Genomic DNA, 20,439 nt, shown 5'->3' with positions numbered 1-20,439 from the left:
AACTTACAATTTATCCTTTAAATATTTTCCAATTAAGGACGGGGATTTTATAATATCTTCAGGTGTTCCAGAAGCAACCAAATTACCGCCATGTTCTCCGCCATTAGGTCCCAAATCGATAATATGATCGGCACATTTAATGAGCTCAATGTTGTGTTCTACAACGATAATAGAGTGTCCTATTTCAATTAAAGCATTAAATGATTTTAGAAGCTTTTTTATGTCGTGGAAATGCAATCCTGTGGTTGGTTCATCAAAAATAAAAAGAGCTTTCTCTTTATTATTTCCTTTACCTAAAAAGGAAGCTAATTTAATACGTTGGGCTTCGCCTCCCGAAAGTGTAGAGGAACTTTGTCCTAAAGTTACATATCCAAGACCAACATCCTGAAGCGGTTGTAGTTTGTTTTTTATTTTTGTTTCGCTATTAGTTTCAAAAAATGCAATAGCATCGTCAATGGTTAAATTTAAAATATCATCGATACTTTTATTAGCAAACTGAACTTCTAAAACTTCTTTTTTAAAACGTTTTCCTTTACAGGTTTCGCATTCTAAGTGCACATCGGCCATGAATTGCATTTCAATAGTTACTTCACCTTCTCCTTTGCAAGTCTCACAACGTCCGCCATCTACGTTAAACGAAAAGTGTTTTGCCTGATAATTTCTAAGCTTGCTAAGTTTTTGCTTGGAGAATAATGCACGAATATCGTCGTAGGCTTTTATGTATGTTACAGGGTTAGATCTTGAAGAACGCCCAATAGGGTTTTGGTCTACAAATTCAATGTGTTTGATGTTACTGAAATTCCCTTCTAAATCCGAAAATTGCCCAGCTTTATCACTAAAGTCAGTTAGTTTTTTCTGTAATGCAGGAAATAATATTTTTTTAACTAAGGTGCTTTTTCCACTTCCCGAAACCCCAGTAACTACCGTAAGCATACCTAAAGGAAAGCGGACGTCAATGTTCTTTAAATTGTTTTCACGAGCCCCTAAAATATCTACATAATATTTTGATGTACGTCTTTTTTTAGGAATTTCAATTTTTAACCTTTCGTTTAAGTATTGTGCTGTTAATGATTTTGAAATAAGTAGTTCTGTGAATGTACCATGAGCAACTACTTCACCACCAAAAGTTCCGGCTTCAGGACCGATATCAATTATGGCATCAGCAGCTTTCATGATATCTTCATCGTGTTCTACAACAATTACTGTATTGCCTAAATCCCGTAATTGTTTTAAAACTAAAATCAGTCGTTCGGTATCTTTAGGATGCAACCCGATACTTGGTTCGTCTAAAATATACATCGATCCTACAAGACTACTACCTAAAGATGTTGCTAAATTGATGCGCTGACTTTCACCACCAGATAACGTATTGGACTTTCTGTTTAGGGTTAAATAGTCTAAGCCAACGTTGGACAAGAAGGCTAATCTATTATTAATTTCCTTTAAAAGTCTATCAGCAATTTTAGTATCGTGTTCGTTTAATTCCAGAGTTCTAAAGAATTCAGTTAATCGGTCTAACGGCATTTCTACCAAATCGGTAATAGTTGCACCTGCTATTTTAATGTAGTTTGCTTCAGCGCGTAATCTCTTGCCATTGCAGGATTTACACTTGGTTTTTCCGCGGTAGCGTGATAACATCACTCGGTTTTGTATTTTGTAAGCTTTAGCTTCTAATTCAGTAAAAAAGGAATTTAATCCTTCAAAATATTTGTTACCATCCCAAATTAGCTGTTTTTGGTCATCACTTAATTGAAAATAGGGTTTATGTATGGGGAAATCGAATTTATGAGAATTATTTACTAATTGATCTCTGTACCAGCTCATGCTATCGCCGCGCCATGGAAAAATAGCATTTTCATAAATTGATAAGACTGTGTTTGGGATAACCAAATCTTCATCGATACCAATAATATCGCCATAGCCTTCACATTTAGGGCAGGCACCGTAAGGGTTATTAAAACTGAAAAGATGAACATTAGGTTCTAAAAAACTCATACCATCAAGTTCGAATTTATTTGAAAAGTGGCGTAAGTTGTTATCTGATAGCGTTTCAATAAAACATTCGCCCTTACCCTCAAAAAATGCGGTTTGAATGGAATCTGCTAATCTGTTATAAAAATCTTCATCATTTTTAATTACAATCCGGTCTACGACTAACATGACTTCTTCTTTTTCTGAAAGATGTTCAGTTTCGTCTATTCGTATAACGCGGTCACTTACTTTTATCCGTGCATAACCCTGTTGTGCTAAGGTATTTATTTTGTCTTCCATAGCACGACCTTCTTCTAAATGAATAGGAGATAGTAATAGTAATTTTTCGCGTTCAGGAAAAGTTTTTAAAAACTCAAGTACATCTGTTACAGTGTCCTTTTTCACCTCTAATCCTGAAATAGGCGAGTAGGTCTTTCCAATTCTGGCGTATAATAATTTTAAGTAATCGTAAATCTCGGTACTTGTCCCTACTGTTGATCTTGGGTTTGTTGAATTTACTTTTTGCTCAATGGCGATCGCCGGAGCTATTCCTTTTATGTAGTCGACCTTTGGTTTGTTTAAACGCCCTAAGAATTGACGTGCATAGCTCGACAAACTTTCAACATAACGTCGTTGTCCTTCGGCGTACAAGGTGTCGAAAGCTAAACTTGATTTACCAGAACCAGATAAACCAGTAATAACTACCAATTTATTACGTGGTATTACTACATCTATATTTTTTAAGTTGTGCAGTTTTGCACCTTTTATTATTATATTTTCTTTCGGATTTACTTCAGAAATAGTAGTGTTCATAGGTCTCAAAAAGGAATGATTTCACAAAGATACTAAAGTATTTATTCTGTTAAATATAATCTGCTTTAAATGAAATTATCGTAGTATTTATAATTAAATATTGATTGAAAATTAGACTTTTATGATAAAACTTGCGTAAATAATCGGCTTAACAATAAAAAAAGCCGTGTTATTTTTGTTTTAGGAATGATTGTTGTTATATTTGAGTCTATTAATCAATTTATCAAACTAACACAAACTTGCCTATAGCATAACATTACTTTAAAATTTATAACCCCAAAAGTCTGGAAGTTTTCTTCTATGCTTAAAAAGTAATGATTATGCAATACGATAACGTACAAGATGCTGTCTTAGTTAGTAGCTACATTAAAGGAGATGAGAGTGCTCTGGAAATTCTTATAAACAGGCACAAGCAAAAAATTTACAGTTTTATTTTTTCTAAGGTATACGATAGAGATGTTGCTGAAGATATTTTTCAGGACACCTTTATTAAAGTGATTCGTACTTTAAAGCGAGGCGCTTACAACGAAGAAGGTAAATTTTTACCATGGGTAATGCGTATATCACATAATCTTGTGATTGATTATTTTAGAAAGAACAACCGCATGCCTAAATTTGATAACACAGAGGAGTTTAATATTTTTTCGGTGTTGAGCGACAAGAGTTTAAACGCAGAAAGTACGATTATAAAAAAACAAGTAGAGAATGATGTAAGACGTTTGGTTGATGAATTGCCGGATGACCAGAAACAAGTGTTGTTAATGCGTATTTACGACGATTTAAGCTTTAAAGAAATATCAGATAAAACAGGGGTAAGCATTAATACAGCCTTAGGTCGTATGCGATATGCTTTAATCAACCTGAGAAAAATAATTGATAAGCATAATATTATTTTAACGAATTGATGCAATAAACTGATTTTTGCCACGTTAGTAATTTAAATGAATCCTTAAATTAATATAATGGCGAAACTTTACTCTGAAAATTCTATTAAAAAATCGAATGCAATGGAACCGCGAGAAGAAACGGTTAAATTTCTTCTAAGTTATTCAAAGGCTTTAAGTGTTATAAATTGTAATAAAAAGAAGTTTGAAGCGCTTCTGAATTAAGTTGGAAAAGTCCTAATGAAAATTAGGACTTTTTTGTTTTATAATAATCGTTTATAACCGATTTTCTTCCAATTGTTTTGGTGATGATATCGTTTTCTAAATTCCAACCTCGTGCAGGAGAATATTCCCGACCGTACCATATAATTTGGAGATGCAAATCATTCCATAATTCCATTGGAAATAATCGCTTAGCATCCTTTTCGGTTTGCGCAACACTTTTACCGTTACTTAAATTCCAACGGTACATTAATCGATGAATATGGGTGTCTACCGGAAACGCAGGAATACCAAAGGCTTGCGACAAGACAACACCAGCAGTTTTATGTCCTACGGCAGGTAGCTCTTCTAAATCTTCAAAATTCTGTGGTACCTCACCATTATGTTTTTCAATTAATATTTTTGATAAACCATGTATGCCCTTGCTTTTCATTGGTGATAACCCAACAGGTTTAATGATTTCTCTAATTTCTTCAACCGTTAAATTTACCATATCATACGGGTTATCAGCCTTTTCAAATAATAACGGTGTAATTTGATTCACACGAACATCCGTACTTTGAGCAGACATTAACACTGCGATTAATAAGGTGTAAGGGTCTTTGTGATCCAAAGGTACCGGAATGGTTGGGTATAATTCTTTTAAGGTAGTTATTACAAATTCAATCTTTTGTTCCTTGGTCATAAATTGCATAATTTTGTAGAAAAGCAAAGTTAATATATCTATTGTATTACACTTTGGAAATGGTTTTAAATTGTAAAAATTAAATAAATGAACACATTAAAAGCAGGTGATACCGTTCCAGATTTTACTTCTGAAGATGAGCAAGGAAACACAGTGTCCCTAAGTGATTATAAAGGCAAAAAGTTAATCGTATTTTTTTATCCGAAAGCGAGCACGCCAGGTTGTACAGCTGAAGCTTGTAATCTTAAAGATAATTTTGAAGTTTTAAAAGAAAAAGGATACGAATTATTGGGAGTTAGTGCTGATAGCGCTAAACGACAAAGTAATTTTAAAAACAAATACGAATTCCCTTTTCCGTTGCTAGCCGATGAAGACAAGACTGTTATTAATACCTTCGGAGTTTGGGGGCCTAAGAAATTTATGGGTCGCGAGTACGATGGAATTCATCGCATGACATTTTTAATTGATGAAAACGGTATTGTGGAGCGTGTAATAGAAAAGGTGAAAACTAAAAATCACGCTGCTCAAATTTTAGAAGCCTAATCTTTAGAATAATATTCTATAATAAAAAAGCAGCTTAATAAAAGCTGCTTTTTTATTTGTATGTGTAGAAAATATTATTTTCTTTTTCTAATTAAAGTTAATGGTTTTCTAGAATAACCGAACAATCTATAATCTTTGATTAATTCAGCCGTTCCGTCTGGTACCATATCTTCCCATCCACTTTCACCATCGGCAATCATGTTCAGAATTTCGCGAGAGAAAATATTCATGATGGTAGGGTCGTATTCTTCAATATCAATCACTTTACCATTGTATTTAAAGAATTTATATAATTCTTTCATACGAGGATACACTTTTAGGTTTTCGCTGGTTATTAATTCTCCAGTTTCCTGATCGTGCATTGGATATAAGTAAACTTTTAAATCTTTAAAGAACAATTTACCGAAAGCCTCTAAAATACCACCACTTAAGTGTCGGTAATATTTTTCATCAAAAATATCGACCAGATTGCTTACGCCCATGGCTAATCCCATTCTGGATTTCGTATAATTAGAGAAGTATTCAACAACTTTGTAATATTCCTGGAAATTTGAAATCATTACCGAATGCCCAAGAGCACACAATAAATCGGCTCTATCAATAAAGTCTTGCTCGTCAATTTCACCCTCAGCTCTTAAGTTAGATAAGGTGATTTCGAAAACCACTTCAGTTTTCTCTTTATCTACTTTGTTTTCTTTGATAAACATCTCATATGATTTCTCATACATTTCCATGTTTACCTTGGTTACAGGTCTGAAACTACCGCGAAGCGCTAAAATGTTTTTCTTGTAGAATACTTTGGCTGGTAAAACATTGGTTCCGTCAGGACCAAACATTACGGCATCAGTCATTCCATTTTTAACAAGCTGTAAACTCATTAAACGGTTATCTACATTTTTAAAGACTGGTCCAGAGAAGTTTATAGTGTCAATCTCTACACGGTCTTTATCTAAATGATCGTATAAATAGCGTAGTAATTTTTTAGGTTCGTTGTATTTGTAAAAAGCACCGTAAATTAAGTTGGTTCCCAAAATACCAAGCGTTTCCTGCTGATGTCTTGCATCGTTCTCTTTAAAACGAAGGTGTAATATAATTTCGTTATATTCACCACCAGCTTCAACCTGATATTTAATACCAACCCAACCGTGGCCTTTAAATTGTTTAGCAAAATCTATAGTTGCTACAGTATTGGCATAGGTAAAGAAGATTTTATTCGGATTTTTTTCACGTGTTAAGCGGTTCTCCATAAGATTCATCTCATGGGTTAACATCTTTCTTAAACGTGCTTCAGTTACATAACGACCGTCATCTTCGGCACCATATATAGCATCACTAAAATCTTTATCGTAAGCAGACATCGCCTTTGCTATTGTTCCAGAAGCACCGCCCGCTCTAAAAAAATGTCTACAGGTTTCCTGTCCGGCACCAATTTCGGCGAAGGTTCCGTAAATATTTTCGTTTAAATTAATTCGGAGAGCTTTAGTTTTTAACGAAGGAATATCATCAAATTCTTTATCACCTTTTATGCTTATTTCCATAGGTTTTTAAGGTTATTTTGTATTGTGGAGTAAAGATATTAAATAAGTGTTTGAAACAAAAAAACATTCTTATTTTTGTGATAAACTTAATACTATTTTGAAAGTAACTTTCCTCGGTACAGGCACATCACAAGGGGTTCCAATTATAGGGAGTGATCACCCGGTTTGTTTAAGCAAAGACCCAAAAGACAAAAGGTTACGAGTTTCTGTTTTGGTAGAATGGGATGATTATACCTATGTAATAGATTGTGGTCCGGATTTCAGATATCAAATGTTACGTGCTGAATGCAAAAGAATAGATGGAGTTATTTTTACTCACGAACACGCCGACCATGTTGCTGGTCTGGATGATATTCGTCCTTTTTATTTTAGGCAAGGCGATATTCCTATTTATGCACACAAGCGTGTTTTAAGATCTTTAATCAAGAAATATGATTATATTTTTGCTACAAAAAATAAATACCCGGGAGCACCAACAGTTATTACGAATCGCGTTAAAAACAAACCGTTTCAGTTAAAAGAATTAGAAGTTATTCCGGTAAACGGAAAACATGGGGATTTGCAGGTATTTGGGTATAGGTTCGGTGATTTCGCCTATTTAACAGATATGAAAACTGTTAAGGATAAAGAAATTGAAAAAATTAAAAATGTAAAAGTTTTAGTTGTTAATGCGTTACGATACGAACCACATTATTCACATTTTAATTTAGACGAGGCTTTAGACTTTATAAAAAAGGTAAATCCAGGAAAAGCATATTTAACGCATATTAGTCATTTGTTAGGTTTTCACGAAGAAGTAGAGAAAACTTTGCCAGAAAATGTATTTTTGGCCCATGATGAATTACAAATAACCATTTAAAAAAATAAAAAATGAAGCAAAGAATTTTCATGTACTTGTTTGTGTTTGCTCTGCTATTGGTATTGTTTCAGTTTGTGAACTCGAAGCGTGTGTTTGAAGACATGAATCAAAATATTGGCGATTACAAAGAGCAACTGCAACAGTATAAAGATTCGTTAGTGAGTATGCAGCATGAAATTACCGACTTATCACATTTTAATTTCAATAGAAATGAAGATGCGATTAGTTATTTTGAAAATCAAGGCTATGATGTAAGTGAATTGGTTCCAGGTATTAAAGACGAACTTTACAAATTAAATGAAGTAAAAGGCGAGCATCCTATTGTGCCATATGCTGCGAGCGAAGGCAAGCGCATGATGATTAATACGATTAAGTTATTAAACCATAAATGGATTATTGCCGATTTTACAGATGGTAAGTATTGGGGAGAAATGTTTTTAACGTATTACATTAACGAAAATCAACAAATTGAATTTAATGTAGTGGAGTCGTTTTTGTATCCGTTCGATTAAATCCTATAATTTATTTAACTCGATAGGCGATTCCTTTTTGTTTTTGGGTTTCGCCAACGTACGAGTATTCGTAAGTGTACGAACTATCAGTAGTTGTTAAGATTTTTAAATGAATATCTTTTCGCTCGGCCATGTTTTTCGGATTAATAGTTTTAAATACAACTTCACAATCATTAATCCATCGCAGTGACGAAGAATCTATTTTATTATTATAGGTTTCCACCTGAAGATCATCAGTACGTTTAAACTTCGATTTAAATAATTCGCCATTAATGGTCACTTCACTATAATATTCTCCGGTTTTATAATCGCTACAATTACGAGTTGTTTCAAAACAGCTAAACAGGCTTAAAAATATTAGAGCATAAAAAAATTTCATCTGAACGATTTATAAGGTTTTAAAATTTCAAGCAAAGGTACTAAACAATCTTAATTTTAATTGTGATAGTTCTTAAAAGTACCATCTGAATAAAATACCACAATACGCTCTATAGTTTTTCCATTTGTATTTTCAGAAAATATTTTTTCTTCTGGATGATTTACGGCTGCTCTGGAAATTGGAGCCGGATCCTCAACTTGTTTGATTTTTGGTGAAGCCTCAACCGGAGGTGAAGGTGTTATTTCTTTTTTTGCAGGAAAACTACCTTTACCATTTAGTAACCAATATAATTCTACCTCAGGATAGGCTGAAAGTATTTTTAACACAAATTCTAAACTAGGCTTATTTCGTCCAGATAAAATGTGGGATATACTAGAGCGTTGCACACCGATTTTTTCAGCAAAGGAAGAGGCTGATTCTCCATAAAAATTGATGACTTTCTCTAGGCGTATTGTAAATTCTTCTGTGTTTATCATTGTAACTGTTTACAAATGTTTACTTCGTTACAAATGTAATAAAAATATGTTTACAGTATACAAATGTATACAAAAAACAAATGAAAAATGTTAAAACATTAAAAGCAACACTTCAATTAAATGTAATTAAAAAACTGAAAATAAATAAGTTAAGTATAGTTTAATCTTTTTTGCAAAATAACGAATTAATTATGGTGCTTCCATTGTAAATAAAATAGATGTTTGTGTTTACAAATGTATACAACTGAATATTATTTCTTGTTTACATTTGTGAAATACGATTTGTTAACAATTGTAACTTTTTAAATTCTTACATTTGTCAACAAATTAAGATCATGCAATTAGAGACCATAAAATCACTTTACTTAAACCACAAAGAGTCACGTTTAAGTCATCGATATATTACCAATAATCAAATAAAACCTATTTTAGATTCATTAAGTAGTCAATTGAAATTTGAAAGTATCGGCAAATCTGTGTTAAACGACGATATATACGCATTTAAAATAGGATCTGGGGATAAGCGAATTTTAATGTGGTCGCAAATGCATGGTAATGAATCGACAACCACTAAGGCAATTTTTGATCTTACAAATACATTATTAAGCAACGATTCGTCAATACAGCACATTTTAAATGGGTGCACCTTATATATTATACCTATTTTAAATCCAGATGGCGCTAAGGCTTATACTCGAATAAATGCCAATGAGGTAGATTTGAATAGGGATGCTCAAAATTTAACACAGCCTGAAAGTTTAGTTTTAAAAGCAGCATTCGAAGCTTTTAAACCACACTATTGTTATAATCTTCATGGTCAACGTACAATTTTTAGTGCTGGGAATACCAATAAATCTGCAACGGTATCCTTTTTATCACCGGCACAAGATCAGGAATGTACTATAACACCTAATAGAAAGATTGCTATGGAGATTATCAGCGTAATGAATGATGCCTTGCAAAAGGAAATTCCAGGGCAAGTAGGAGTGTATGATGATGCGTTTAACCTAAATTGTGTTGGAGATACGTTTCAAACTAAAAATATTCCAACCATTCTATTTGAGGCGGGTCATTTTCATGAGGATTACGGAAGAGAAAAAACAAGGAAATTAATATATATATCTTATTTAACATCCTTTGATTATATCGTTAATAATAATGTTTTAGGAGATAATTACGAGGGGTATTTGAATATACCAGAAAATGAAAAGCTGTTTTTAGATGTAATTATACGAGATGCTTCGGTAGGAGATATTGGTATTATGTTTCAGGAGCGCTTGGTTAATAATGAAGTTGTTTTTGTTCCTAAAGTGGATAAAATTGAAGATTTGAAGGGGTTTTATGCGCATAAAACCATTCAAGCCAATGGTTTAGAAGTGCTTAATGAGCAGGGGAATGCTGTTAATTTAGGTGACGAAAACGTTTTCGTGATTATAAATAATGAAAAAATCTCATTATTTTCGAAATAAAGCCTATTAATTATGTATTATTTTTAAAGAAAATGTATTATTTTTGCTTTATACTTAAGAATAATTAATTATGGGGAAAATTAAATTAGACGAGATTGATCACCAAATCCTTGATATGTTAATCGATAACACTAGGATTCCGTTTACAGACATTGCAAAAAAATTATTAATATCTGCAGGTACAGTACACGTAAGAGTGAAGAAAATGGAAGAACACGGAATCATTAAAGGTTCTTCTTTAATGTTAGATTATAAAAAATTAGGATATTCGTTTATTGCATACGTAGGTGTATTTTTAAATAAAACCTCTGAAACTAAATTTGTGTTAGAGAGAATTAACGAGATACCTTATGTTACTGTAGCGCACATCACAACAGGGAAGTTTAATGTGTTTTGTAAAATTCGTGCGAGAAGTACTGAACATGCAAAAGAAGTTATCTTTTTGTTAGATGATATTGAAGGTGTTTATAGAACGGAAACCATGATATCGCTAGAGGAAAGTATCAACGATAAAAAACGATTAATGCATACTATTTTTAACGAAATGTAAGGCTTTATCAATTAGATATAAAAAAGGCGCTAATTTATGATTAGCGCCTTTTTTTCTTTTATAACCTGCCGTTTACAGGTTCTTTTAAAAAGCTCTTTACATCGTATAATATACTATTGTCTTCTAGTAAGTTTTTGGTGTTTATACTAAGAAATTCTGAGTGAGAAACAGCTAATACTACTGCGTGAAATTTTTCATTTGGTAATTCTGTTACGGTATTCAGGTTGTGTTCCTGTGATACTTCTTCGGGTTTTGCCCAAGGGTCGTAAATAGTAACTTCGGTACCGTAGCTTTGTAATTGAGTAACTACATCAACAACTTTAGTGTTACGAACATCAGGGCAATTTTCCTTAAAGGTGATTCCTAAAATTAGAATTTTCGCGTTTTTTATTCTAATGTCTTTCTGAGCCATAAGTTTTATAACTTCCGAAGCGACGTAATGTCCCATGCTGTCATTTACACGTCGACCAGCCAGAATAATTTCAGGATGATACCCGATTTCTATTGCTTTTTGTGCTAAATAGTAGGGATCTACACCTATGCAGTGTCCGCCAACAAGTCCTGGTTTAAACGGAAGAAAATTCCATTTTGTACCCGCCGCTTCTAAAACAGCTTGCGTGTCGATATTCATTAAATTGAAAATTTTAGCCAACTCATTTACGAAAGCAATATTGATGTCGCGTTGCGAGTTTTCAATAACTTTCGCGGCTTCCGCTACTTTTATAGATGGGGCTAAATGGGTTCCTGCAGTGATAACACTAGCGTATAAGTCGTTCACCTTTTTTCCTGTCTCTGGAGTGGAGCCGGAGGTAACTTTAAGGATTTTATCAACGGTATGGAGTTTGTCACCTGGGTTTATACGTTCGGGAGAATAGCCGGCAAAAAAGTCTTCATTAAATTTTAAACCGCTTATAGTTTCTAAAATTGGAATACATTCATCTTCAGTAACTCCGGGGTATACGGTTGATTCGTAGATCACGATATCTCCTTTTTTTAAAACTTTTGCGATAGACTCAGTAGAGCGGTAAAGCGGTGCCAAGTCTGGTTTATTGTTTTTGTCGATAGGCGTTGGAACCGTAACAATGTAATGGTTACAGGTTTTTATATCCTCTAAATTAGATGAGTTGAATAGTCCGTTTGAGTTGTCTTCGCTTGAAGGCTTTAAGACGGCTTGTAATTCATCTTTATCAACCTCTAATGTTATATCATTGCCTTGGTTTAATTCTTTGATTCGCTTTTGATTAATATCATAACCAATAACAGGATATTTAGTTGCAAATAATCTCGCAAGCGGTAATCCTACATACCCTAGACCTATAACGGCAATTTTTATATCCTTCATTTTTTGGAAAGTTCTTTATCTTAAATGATTCCAATACCACTTAACAGCTTCTTTTAGGCCAGTTTTTATGTCGTATTGGGGATTGTAATTTAGTAATTGTTTAGCTTTTTCTATTGACGCTAAAGAGTGAGGGATGTCCCCAATTCTATTTTCTTTAAATTTAATTTCAATGTATTCAATATCCTTATCATAATCGGATAAATATTCTTTTAGCAGAGAGGAGAGCTGTAAAAGAGTGGTTTGCTCTCCATAGGCTACATTGTAAACGTTGTTTATTGCATCTGTATTTTGGGTTGTTAATGCATTAATGTTCATTTGAATAACATTATCGATGTAAGTAAAGTCTCTGGAGTAGCTTCCGTCGCCATTTATCATAGGAGACTCGTGTTTTAAAAACTGTTGAACAAACTTAGGTATTACAGCAGCATAAGACCCATTTGGGTCCTGTCGTTTTCCAAAGACATTGAAATACCGTAATCCTATGGTGTCTAAATTATATGTGGTGTGAAATATATCGGCATATAATTCATTAACATATTTAGTAATGGCGTAGGGGGAAAGTGGTTTTCCTATTTTATCCTCTACTTTAGGCAGTGGTTTGCTATCTCCATAAGTAGAGGAGCTTGCGGCGTAAATAAATCGTTTAACATTTGCTTCTTTAGCTGCAACCAACATATTTAAAAAACCGGAAATATTAACGTCGTTTGTGGTGATTGGGTCACTTATAGATCGTGGTACAGAACCAAGCGCAGCCTCATGTAAAATATAATCAACTTTAGAGCAGGCAGCTCTACAATCTTCTAGATTTCTAATATCGCCATTTATGAGTTTGAAATTCGAGTTGTTTTTAAAACTTTCTAAATTCTCTTGTTTTCCAGTTGAAAAATTATCCAGGCAAGTCACCTTTATATTATGCGATAAAAGGTATTCGCATAAGTTAGAACCGATAAAACCAGCACCACCCGTTACCAAGACGTGTTTGTTTTTTAGTATGTTTAATTGTTCGGGGGTCATTTTGTGATGCTTTTATAAATCGGATTAAAAATATAAATGTAATTTTAATTGCTAAACAAATTCAGGTATTGTTTTCTTTTTTTATTCAATTTTGAATGATTTAATTTAGTTTTTTATGAATAGTAAAATAGTCGATAGAGATTAATGAGTAGTAAAAGAATGTACATATCATCACCTCATATGAGTGGATTTGAGCAAGAATTTGTAAATCATGCCTTTGAAACAAATTGGATTGCGCCAATGGGAGATAACATTGAAGGATTTGAATCTGATTTGGGAAATTTTCTTGGGAATAATTCTAAAGTAGTCGCTTTAAATTCAGGTACATCTGCTATTCATTTGGCTTTACAGTTACTCGGGGTTTCAAAAGGTGATGAAGTGTTATGTCAGAGTTTTACGTTTATAGCTTCCGTGAACCCTGTTCTTTACCAGGGTGCAGCACCAGTATTTGTAGATAGTGAGGTTGAAACATGGAATATGTCACCTGAACTTTTAGAGCAGGCTATCTTAAATCGGATTGAGAATTTTAAAAAACCAAAAGCCATTATTGCTGTGCATCTTTATGGCTCGCCGTACAAAGTTGATGAAATAAATGCTATTGGGAGGAAATATAATATATCTGTTGTGGAAGATGCGGCAGAGGCTTTAGGAAGTTATTATAAAAACAAACCTTGTGGTAATTTATCGGATATCGGTGTGTTTTCTTTTAATGGAAACAAAATCATAACAACTTCCGCTGGAGGAGCTTTGGTTGTAAAAAATGAAAAGTTAAAAGAGCAGGCTATCCATTTGGCAAATCAATCAAAAGATTTAGGTGAGCATTATGAGCATTCTAAAATTGGTTATAATTATAAAATGAGTAATGTTTTAGCAGGGGTTGGTCGTGGACAAATGAAGGTTCTTGAAAATCGGGTGGAAGCCAGGAGGGATAATTACAGTTTTTATAAATCTGAATTATCTGAATTAAAAGGAATTACATTTTTAGATGAGGATTATAATAGTAAGTCTAATAGGTGGCTGACCTGTATTTTAACCGAATCTTTTATAATGCGCGAACGCATCAGATTAGCTTTAGAAAAGCAAAATATAGAATCTCGACCATTTTGGAAGCCGATGCACTTACAGCCTGTTTTTAGGGATTGTTTAAGTTTTGTTAATGGTGTTTCAGAGAATCTTTTCAATAAAGGATTGTGTCTCCCTAGTGGGTCTAATTTAAGTAAGGAAGATTTAAAAAAGGTAGTCGACGTAATTAAAAAAGCAGTTTAATAGGTTAAAAAAAAAAGCCTGTAAGTAAATTACAGGCTTCAAATTGTTTTATGATGCATAAAATTTAAAAGCATCAATTATAATATCATCATCGACTAAGCAATCTATTTTAGGTTTGCCAATATCTTCTAAAAGCACGAAGTTAATGTTGCCGTGATTATTCTTTTTGTCGTATTTCATCAACTCCATAATTGGTTTACGTTCGTCTTCTGAAATCTCTACTTTTCCGTAGTATTCCGTAAAGAATTCTTTAATTTTTAAAGTGGTTTCTTTTTGGAATCCAGTTAATTCAGTAGAAATATAAGAAGCTAAAATCATGCCTATAATAATGGCTTCGCCGTGTAAAAGCGTTGTTTTTTCAGGGTTACTTAAAAAATAAGTTTCAATAGCATGACCTAAAGTGTGTCCGAAGTTTAATGTTTTTCTTAGGCCGTTTTCGAAAGGGTCAATTTCAACAACATTCTTTTTAATTAAAACCGATTCATGAATCAGTTGATCTAAATCGTCTGAGTTTAATTTTGATAAATCCTGAAACTTATTCCAATAGTTTTCACTGCTTATAAGTCCGTGTTTTAGCATTTCAGCTAAACCGGAACGCATTTGGTTCTGTGGGAGTGTAGCTAAGTATTGGGTGTCAATTAAAACTAAATCAGGATTGCTTATTACACCTATTTGATTTTTTAAATGCCCTAAATCCACACCTGTTTTGCCACCAACAGATGCATCAACCATCGATAACAGTGTTGTTGGTACATTAACATAAGCTATACCTCGTTTGAAAGTACAAGCTACAAAGCCACCTAAATCGGTTATAACACCACCGCCAATATTGATTAATAAACTTTTTCTGTCGGCATCTAATTCAGATAGTGTGTTCCAAACCCCAACACAGGTATCAATTGTTTTGTTTATTTCGCCGGATTCGATCTCAATTATCTCGATAGTTATTTCTGTTTCTACTTGTTTTAAGAAATACGGTAAACAAAATTCATGAGTATTTTCGTCTACAAGTATAAAGATTTTAGAGAAATTATTTTCTTTAATATGCTTATTTAAAGATGGGTAGCATATGTTATTGAAATGAATAGTACAGTTGTTTGTGCTGATGGAATCCATGCTAAATATTTAACTTTTTTTTAAGGATGTGAAATTAAGGAGATTTATTCATAAAATGATAACTTCGTCGGCATTACTTTTATATAATTTTTTTGATTCTTTATGAGTGTAGAACGCATATTCGATAATACGGAAGTGGCCTTTGCGCTTAAAAGTGACTCTGAGTTAGAGCGCGCTTATTTTTTATTCAAAATGATTTCTATCGAGCCTTTGGTGCGTATAGGTACTGCTGCAACGAATTTTGCGATTAAAGCACATTTACCTGTGGAAGGACTAATTCGTGCTACCGTTTTCGATCATTTTTGTGGAGGAGTTAGTGAAAATGACTGCCTGCCGGTTATTAATAAAATGTATGAGAAGGGCGTGAGTTCTGTGCTTGACTTTTCTGTAGAAGGGAAAGAAAGCGAAAAAGAGTTCGATAACGCCCGCGATGTTGTTTTAAAAATCATGGAGTTTTCTAAGGAATTAAAGGCGATTCCTATTGCAGTGTTTAAGCCAACTGGGTTTGGGCGTTTTTATTTATATGAAAAAATGGGTAAGGGCGAGACTCTTACTTCTGCCGAACAGGAGGAATGGAATAAGGTTATAGGTAGGTATGATGGTGTCTGTAAAAAAGCAAAAGACTACAACATAGCTGTTTTAATTGATGCTGAAGAAAGTTGGATGCAGGATGCTGCCGACGCATTAGTAACCGATATGATGAAAAAGTATAACACAGAAAAACCCGTGGTATACAATACGCTTCAAATGTATCGTCATGATAGAATGGATTTCCTTCGTAAAGAGCACGAAAAAGCTAAAAAGGAAGGTTATAAACTTGGATATAAGATTGTTCGTGGCGCATATATGGAGAAAGAAAATGAGCGTGCTGAAGAAAAAGGATATCCAACACCTATTTGTGCAAGTAAATTAGCAACAGATGAAAACTTTAACGATTGTTTAAATTACATTTTAGAACATCTTGAAGATATCTCGCTGTTTGCAGGAACACATAACGAAGAAAGTTCATATTTATTAATGGACTTGATGAAGCGAAAAGGGGTAGAGCACAACGATTCTCGAGTTTGGTTTGGCCAGTTGTACGGTATGAGCGATCATATTAGTTTTAACTTGTCGAACTTAGGTTACAATGTAGCGAAGTATATTCCTTTTGGACCAGTAAAAGATGTGATGCCTTATTTAATTCGTCGTGCTGAGGAAAATACCTCTGTTGCAGGGCAAACAGGTCGCGAGCTTAATTTGCTGTCTAAAGAAAAGAAACGTAGAAAAACATTATAAGTATTTTCTTAGAATAATTTCAGCGTCTAGTGTTGAAGTGTTCGGAGTAATCTTTTTTAAATATTTAAAGTCTGCTATTTGTTTGGCAGGCTTTTTTTTGTTTTTAATTTGAAAGATGTCTGGATGCGATGTGGGTTCTGTTGATTCATTGGTGTCAACCATTATTTCATGTAATTTTTCACCAGACCGAACACCGGTTACTTTTATTATTATATCATCTTTTTTTGATATTGATATTACGGATTTAGCTAATTTGTAAATGCTAATAGGACTGTTATTTTTAAATGATAAAGTTTTGTTTTTTAATTTATTAAGAATTGTTGACTCAAGTATTAGTTGACATGCTTTTTGTTGACCTATAAAGTAGCGCGTCATATCTTTATCTGTAATAGTTAACGATAAATTAAGTTCAATCTGTTTTAAAAATACCGGTAATACGGAACCGTTAGACCCTAATATGTTTCCGAATCGGGTAATTATAAATTCGGTGTTTGACTCCAAAGAATCTAAATATTGTTCAGCAATATGTTTTGTTATTCCCATGATGCTTATAGGTGCAACAGCTTTGTCGGAGGAAACAAAAACAAATTTTTTCACATCCCTCTGAGCAGAGAGATCTGCAAGCAGTTTTGTAGCTATGATATTTGTTTTTACAGCTTCATATGGATTGATTTCCATTAATGGTACATGTTTGTATGCTGCACAATGAAAAACCATAGTAGGATTGTAGGTAGAGAATATGTGTTTGATCGAAGCTTTGTCATTAATATTACAAACTCTTAATTCTATTTTGTGATTTATGTGTTCAGTAAATTCAATAGAAAGGTTGTAAAGCGCAGATTCTGCAATATCTATTAGAATGACTTTTTTAAAAGTACAAGGAATGAGTTGTTGGAATAGCTCTTTGCCTATCGTTCCAGCAGCCCCGGTTATTAGTATGGTTTCTTCAGAGAAATCGAAAACCTTGCCTGCTTCGAAATCATTTATATTAGCATTAAATACATCGGTGTGATTTATAAGTTGATCTATGTAAAAGTCAATCGAGTTGTTCATTCAGATTTGATTTAAGCTACTGCAAAGTAGAAATAATATAGATTTGCTGCAATAGGAACAAGTTCTTATTGGAAGATAACTCTGAAAACTGTTTGTAACAAAATTTTAAAATCTAGCCATAAACTCCTGTTTTCTACATATTCTTTATTGATTTTTAATTTATCAGGCAAAATAGAATTGATATAAAATTCCTGAGGGTTTTTAGCTGATTTTAATAGTTCTGCTTCGTGTCTGTATTTTAGAGAAGCTAATCCGGTAATGCCTGGTTTTACTTTTAGTACAACCAAATCATTATTTGAGTAAGAATTAACAAAATAACGTAGTTCTGGCCGTGGACCAACAAAACTCATGTCTCCAATAAAAACATTAAATAACTGTGGTAATTCGTCTAATTTGTATTTACGAAGATAATAACCTGTTTTTGTGATACGCGTATCGTTATCACCTAAGGTTAGTAAATTCTGCTCCTTTGAATCTGAAAACATGGAACGAAATTTGAAAATAGTAAAATCTCTATTATTTTTTCCTACCCTTAATTGTTTAAATAGGATAGGGCCTTTAGAATCAATTTTTATAAGAATTCCGATTAGTATCAGTACAGGGGTTAATAAAACAAGTAGAATGAAAGCGAAAACTATGTCAAACCCTCGTTTTATGTACATCACTCATTTATTTTTTATAGTTCACAGCATTTATAGTGGCAATGCTATCACAGTTTTCAATAGTTAGTTGAATGTCTTTATTTTTATATTCACCCTCGACAACGTAAACACCACATGGTTTTTGGTGAACATCACTTTCAGAGAAATTAACATCACCTTTTTTTAGAATATAATTAACGAGTAAAGAGTCAGATAAATCAGAAGGGTAAATGAGTTGTTTTTGTCTGATGTTTTTCAATACCCTGGCATCAGGGCCATAACTACAAGATACTTTTTTACCGTTTAAAAAGAACGCTAAGATGATTAATCCGAATGAAAATCCGCCAAGGTAGTATCCAATACGTTGAATTAATTTCATGTATAAAATTTAAAATTGGCTGAATTGGTAATTGAAAACGATAATTAAAAAATAATCAAATTAATATCGCTGTAATTTAAATTAAACCACTCGCCAACCGATTTGTTTGTTAAAATTCCGTGGTAAAAGTACAACCCATTTTTTAAACCTTTATCAAATCTTATTGAATTTTCTACACCGCCATCTTCAGCTATCTTTAGCAGATAAGGTGTGAAAATATTACTTATTGATAATGAGGATGTTCTGGAGTATCTAGCTGGAATGTTAGGCACGCAATAATGAACTACATTATGTTTAACGAATGTAGGTTGCTTGTGCGAGGTCACTTCGCTGGTTTCAAAACAGCCACCCATATCGATACTAACATCTATAATAACAGAACCTTTTTTCATGTCCTGCACCATATTTTCTGTAACAATAATAGGAGAACGATTATTCCCTCGAACTGCTCCAATCACCACATCACAACGCTTAAGAGCTTTTGTTAATATTTTAGGCTGAATAGTAGATGTATACAATGGGCGACCTAAATGGGTTTGAATGCGCCTGAGTTTGGTTATAGAATTATCGAATATTTTCACGCTGGCACCAAGCCCCAGAGAGCTTCTTGCGGCAAATTCACCAACAGTACCTGCGCCAAGAATAACAACTTCTAAAGGGGGAACCCCACTAATATTTCCAAACATACGACCATTTCCACTTTTAGCATCTGTTAATAACTCAGAAGCTATCAAAACAGAGGCTGTTCCTGCAATCTCACTTTGCGATTTTACAGCAGGGTAGTTTCCATCGGCATCTCTAATAAACTCAAAGGCTAGAGCTGTAATACGTTTAGCCGCCATGGCTTCAAAATATTTTTTTGATTGTGTTTTAAGTTGTAAAGCTGAAATTAGAATCGTTTGAGGATTCATCATTTTAATTTGCTCCAAACTAGGCGGCTCCACCTTTAGAATCATAGGGCATGCAAAAACTTTTGCAGTGTCTTTTGTTATTTCAGCGCCTGCTTCACTATAGTCCTTATCGCTAAAATTAGCGCCATCTCCGGCACCCGATTCCAAAAGTACTCGGTGTCCGTTACTTACAATAGCAAAAACGGCGTCAGGAGTTAAACAAATACGATTTTCTTGGTAGGCTGTTTCTTTAGGGATTCCTATAAAAAGCTCACCTTTTCGTTTAAAAATTTCAAGAGTTTCTTCCTGTGGTAAAAGTTGTTGTTTTGTAAAAGGAGACAGTTGTTTAGACATGCTTTATACGTGGTTGATATAAAAAAGTTAAATTACAAATTATTTAGTTAGCACATTTAAGTAAATTAAAAATATTTCAAATTATAACCACATTGTGCTATTCGTCTGATTTTTCAAAAATTAAATGATAAAGTTTGCGTTTTTATGGTTTTCCCTCAAAAAATTTTAAATAAATTATTTTATGTTTGTATGTAGAAAACTCTCT

The 20,439-nt window shown here is 33.4% G+C and carries 21 protein-coding genes; 9 read left to right on the top strand and 12 right to left on the bottom strand.

Features of this window, described 5'->3' with window-relative positions:
• Positions 1-3: 3 nt before the first annotated feature.
• The gene (gene uvrA, locus RBH94_RS13975; protein ID WP_307881458.1) at positions 4-2,784 is read right to left on the bottom strand and encodes an excinuclease ABC subunit UvrA; all 2,781 of its coding nucleotides are present in this window, start codon (positions 2,782-2,784) and stop codon (positions 4-6) included.
• A gap of 320 nt (positions 2,785-3,104) precedes the next feature.
• Between uvrA and RBH94_RS13970 the strand changes: the two genes are divergently transcribed.
• Entirely contained in the window at positions 3,105-3,689 is a 585-nt protein-coding gene (locus RBH94_RS13970; RefSeq protein ID WP_307881457.1) for an RNA polymerase sigma factor, read from the top strand.
• Positions 3,690-3,746: 57 nt separating this feature from the next.
• Positions 3,747-3,893 carry a hypothetical protein gene (locus RBH94_RS13965; RefSeq protein WP_307881456.1) on the top strand — a complete coding sequence of 49 codons (147 nt, stop codon included), beginning with the start codon at positions 3,747-3,749 and terminating at the stop codon, positions 3,891-3,893.
• 22 nt (positions 3,894-3,915) lie between these two features.
• Here RBH94_RS13965 and nth read toward each other — a convergent pair whose 3' ends face one another.
• Positions 3,916-4,575, bottom strand: coding sequence for an endonuclease III (gene nth / locus RBH94_RS13960; RefSeq protein WP_307881455.1), 660 nt, complete (start codon positions 4,573-4,575; stop codon positions 3,916-3,918).
• Between the two features lie 87 nt (positions 4,576-4,662).
• Between nth and bcp the strand changes: the two genes are divergently transcribed.
• The gene (gene bcp / locus RBH94_RS13955) at positions 4,663-5,118 is read left to right on the top strand and encodes a thioredoxin-dependent thiol peroxidase (protein ID WP_307881454.1); all 456 of its coding nucleotides are present in this window, start codon (positions 4,663-4,665) and stop codon (positions 5,116-5,118) included.
• Positions 5,119-5,192: 74 nt separating this feature from the next.
• Here bcp and RBH94_RS13950 read toward each other — a convergent pair whose 3' ends face one another.
• The gene (locus tag RBH94_RS13950; RefSeq protein ID WP_307881453.1) at positions 5,193-6,656 is read right to left on the bottom strand and encodes a TonB-dependent receptor; all 1,464 of its coding nucleotides are present in this window, start codon (positions 6,654-6,656) and stop codon (positions 5,193-5,195) included.
• A 97-nt stretch (positions 6,657-6,753) separates the two neighbouring features.
• Here RBH94_RS13950 and RBH94_RS13945 point away from each other — a divergent pair, with 97 nt between their 5' ends.
• Both RBH94_RS13945 and RBH94_RS13940 read left to right on the top strand, forming a co-directional pair.
• Positions 6,754-7,515, top strand: a complete 762-nt coding sequence (locus RBH94_RS13945; protein WP_307881452.1) for an MBL fold metallo-hydrolase — start codon at positions 6,754-6,756, stop codon at positions 7,513-7,515.
• Positions 7,516-7,526: 11 nt separating this feature from the next.
• Positions 7,527-8,027 (top strand): hydrolase, encoded by a 501-nt coding sequence (locus RBH94_RS13940; protein ID WP_307881451.1) that lies wholly within the window; start codon positions 7,527-7,529, stop codon positions 8,025-8,027.
• 10 nt (positions 8,028-8,037) lie between these two features.
• Here the strand turns inward: RBH94_RS13940 and RBH94_RS13935 are convergent, their stop codons facing one another.
• Entirely contained in the window at positions 8,038-8,406 is a 369-nt protein-coding gene (locus RBH94_RS13935; protein WP_188222095.1) for a DNA topoisomerase IV, read from the bottom strand.
• A gap of 56 nt (positions 8,407-8,462) precedes the next feature.
• Entirely contained in the window at positions 8,463-8,882 is a 420-nt protein-coding gene (locus RBH94_RS13930; protein ID WP_307881450.1) for a helix-turn-helix domain-containing protein, read from the bottom strand.
• A gap of 335 nt (positions 8,883-9,217) precedes the next feature.
• Between RBH94_RS13930 and RBH94_RS13925 the strand changes: the two genes are divergently transcribed.
• Positions 9,218-10,351, top strand: coding sequence for a M14 family zinc carboxypeptidase (locus tag RBH94_RS13925; RefSeq protein ID WP_307881449.1), 1,134 nt, complete (start codon positions 9,218-9,220; stop codon positions 10,349-10,351).
• 70 nt (positions 10,352-10,421) lie between these two features.
• Positions 10,422-10,901: an Lrp/AsnC family transcriptional regulator gene (locus tag RBH94_RS13920; RefSeq protein WP_188222092.1), complete on the top strand. Its 480-nt coding sequence runs from the start codon at positions 10,422-10,424 to the stop codon at positions 10,899-10,901.
• 58 nt (positions 10,902-10,959) lie between these two features.
• On the opposite strand, the gene RBH94_RS13915 is transcribed toward RBH94_RS13920, so the two are convergent.
• Positions 10,960-12,243 (bottom strand): nucleotide sugar dehydrogenase, encoded by a 1,284-nt coding sequence (locus RBH94_RS13915; protein ID WP_307881448.1) that lies wholly within the window; start codon positions 12,241-12,243, stop codon positions 10,960-10,962.
• Between the two features lie 15 nt (positions 12,244-12,258).
• Positions 12,259-13,257, bottom strand: coding sequence for an SDR family oxidoreductase (locus tag RBH94_RS13910; protein WP_307881447.1), 999 nt, complete (start codon positions 13,255-13,257; stop codon positions 12,259-12,261).
• Between the two features lie 144 nt (positions 13,258-13,401).
• Between RBH94_RS13910 and RBH94_RS13905 the strand changes: the two genes are divergently transcribed.
• Positions 13,402-14,523, top strand: coding sequence for a DegT/DnrJ/EryC1/StrS aminotransferase family protein (locus tag RBH94_RS13905; protein WP_307881446.1), 1,122 nt, complete (start codon positions 13,402-13,404; stop codon positions 14,521-14,523).
• Positions 14,524-14,571: 48 nt separating this feature from the next.
• On the opposite strand, the gene aroB is transcribed toward RBH94_RS13905, so the two are convergent.
• Positions 14,572-15,639 carry a 3-dehydroquinate synthase gene (gene aroB / locus RBH94_RS13900; RefSeq protein ID WP_307881445.1) on the bottom strand — a complete coding sequence of 356 codons (1,068 nt, stop codon included), beginning with the start codon at positions 15,637-15,639 and terminating at the stop codon, positions 14,572-14,574.
• A 102-nt stretch (positions 15,640-15,741) separates the two neighbouring features.
• On the opposite strand from aroB, the gene RBH94_RS13895 reads away from it, so the two are divergent.
• Complete coding sequence (locus RBH94_RS13895; RefSeq protein WP_307881444.1) at positions 15,742-16,917, top strand: proline dehydrogenase family protein; 1,176 nt, start codon at positions 15,742-15,744, stop codon at positions 16,915-16,917.
• On the opposite strand, the gene RBH94_RS13890 is transcribed toward RBH94_RS13895, so the two are convergent.
• From RBH94_RS13890 to RBH94_RS13875, 4 genes are all read right to left on the bottom strand, one after another.
• Entirely contained in the window at positions 16,912-17,970 is a 1,059-nt protein-coding gene (locus tag RBH94_RS13890) for a polysaccharide biosynthesis protein (protein WP_307881443.1), read from the bottom strand. The genes RBH94_RS13895 and RBH94_RS13890 overlap by 6 nt on opposite strands.
• A gap of 65 nt (positions 17,971-18,035) precedes the next feature.
• Complete coding sequence (locus RBH94_RS13885; protein ID WP_307881442.1) at positions 18,036-18,632, bottom strand: sugar transferase; 597 nt, start codon at positions 18,630-18,632, stop codon at positions 18,036-18,038.
• 7 nt (positions 18,633-18,639) lie between these two features.
• On the bottom strand, positions 18,640-18,990 hold the full coding sequence (locus RBH94_RS13880; protein WP_307881441.1) for a hypothetical protein: 351 nt from the start codon (positions 18,988-18,990) through the stop codon (positions 18,640-18,642).
• A gap of 44 nt (positions 18,991-19,034) precedes the next feature.
• Positions 19,035-20,234 carry an alanine dehydrogenase gene (locus RBH94_RS13875; RefSeq protein WP_188222083.1) on the bottom strand — a complete coding sequence of 400 codons (1,200 nt, stop codon included), beginning with the start codon at positions 20,232-20,234 and terminating at the stop codon, positions 19,035-19,037.
• Between the last annotated feature and the right edge of the window lie 205 nt (positions 20,235-20,439).

The sequence above is a fragment of the Aestuariibaculum sp. YM273 genome (genome assembly GCF_030908365.1).
Lineage (GTDB): Bacteria > Bacteroidota > Bacteroidia > Flavobacteriales > Flavobacteriaceae > Aestuariibaculum > Aestuariibaculum marinum.
This window is presented reverse-complemented; position numbering and strand designations above follow the sequence as displayed.

Bases quoted from the DNA above. Each gene is read 5' to 3' on its own strand.
- uvrA (WP_307881458.1), bottom strand. From the start codon at position 2,784: ATGAACACTACTATTTCTGAAGTAAATCCGAAAGAAAATATAATAATA.
- RBH94_RS13970 (WP_307881457.1), top strand. From the start codon at position 3,105: ATGCAATACGATAACGTACAAGATGCTGTCTTAGTTAGTAGCTACATT.
- RBH94_RS13965 (WP_307881456.1), top strand. From the start codon at position 3,747: ATGGCGAAACTTTACTCTGAAAATTCTATTAAAAAATCGAATGCAATG.
- nth (WP_307881455.1), bottom strand. From the start codon at position 4,575: ATGACCAAGGAACAAAAGATTGAATTTGTAATAACTACCTTAAAAGAA.
- bcp (WP_307881454.1), top strand. From the start codon at position 4,663: ATGAACACATTAAAAGCAGGTGATACCGTTCCAGATTTTACTTCTGAA.
- RBH94_RS13950 (WP_307881453.1), bottom strand. From the start codon at position 6,656: ATGGAAATAAGCATAAAAGGTGATAAAGAATTTGATGATATTCCTTCG.
- RBH94_RS13940 (WP_307881451.1), top strand. From the start codon at position 7,527: ATGAAGCAAAGAATTTTCATGTACTTGTTTGTGTTTGCTCTGCTATTG.
- RBH94_RS13935 (WP_188222095.1), bottom strand. From the start codon at position 8,406: ATGAAATTTTTTTATGCTCTAATATTTTTAAGCCTGTTTAGCTGTTTT.
- RBH94_RS13930 (WP_307881450.1), bottom strand. From the start codon at position 8,882: ATGATAAACACAGAAGAATTTACAATACGCCTAGAGAAAGTCATCAAT.
- RBH94_RS13925 (WP_307881449.1), top strand. From the start codon at position 9,218: ATGCAATTAGAGACCATAAAATCACTTTACTTAAACCACAAAGAGTCA.
- RBH94_RS13920 (WP_188222092.1), top strand. From the start codon at position 10,422: ATGGGGAAAATTAAATTAGACGAGATTGATCACCAAATCCTTGATATG.
- RBH94_RS13915 (WP_307881448.1), bottom strand. From the start codon at position 12,243: ATGAAGGATATAAAAATTGCCGTTATAGGTCTAGGGTATGTAGGATTA.
- RBH94_RS13910 (WP_307881447.1), bottom strand. From the start codon at position 13,257: ATGACCCCCGAACAATTAAACATACTAAAAAACAAACACGTCTTGGTA.
- RBH94_RS13905 (WP_307881446.1), top strand. From the start codon at position 13,402: ATGAGTAGTAAAAGAATGTACATATCATCACCTCATATGAGTGGATTT.
- aroB (WP_307881445.1), bottom strand. From the start codon at position 15,639: ATGGATTCCATCAGCACAAACAACTGTACTATTCATTTCAATAACATA.
- RBH94_RS13895 (WP_307881444.1), top strand. From the start codon at position 15,742: ATGAGTGTAGAACGCATATTCGATAATACGGAAGTGGCCTTTGCGCTT.
- RBH94_RS13890 (WP_307881443.1), bottom strand. From the start codon at position 17,970: ATGAACAACTCGATTGACTTTTACATAGATCAACTTATAAATCACACC.
- RBH94_RS13885 (WP_307881442.1), bottom strand. From the start codon at position 18,632: ATGTACATAAAACGAGGGTTTGACATAGTTTTCGCTTTCATTCTACTT.
- RBH94_RS13880 (WP_307881441.1), bottom strand. From the start codon at position 18,990: ATGAAATTAATTCAACGTATTGGATACTACCTTGGCGGATTTTCATTC.
- RBH94_RS13875 (WP_188222083.1), bottom strand. From the start codon at position 20,234: ATGTCTAAACAACTGTCTCCTTTTACAAAACAACAACTTTTACCACAG.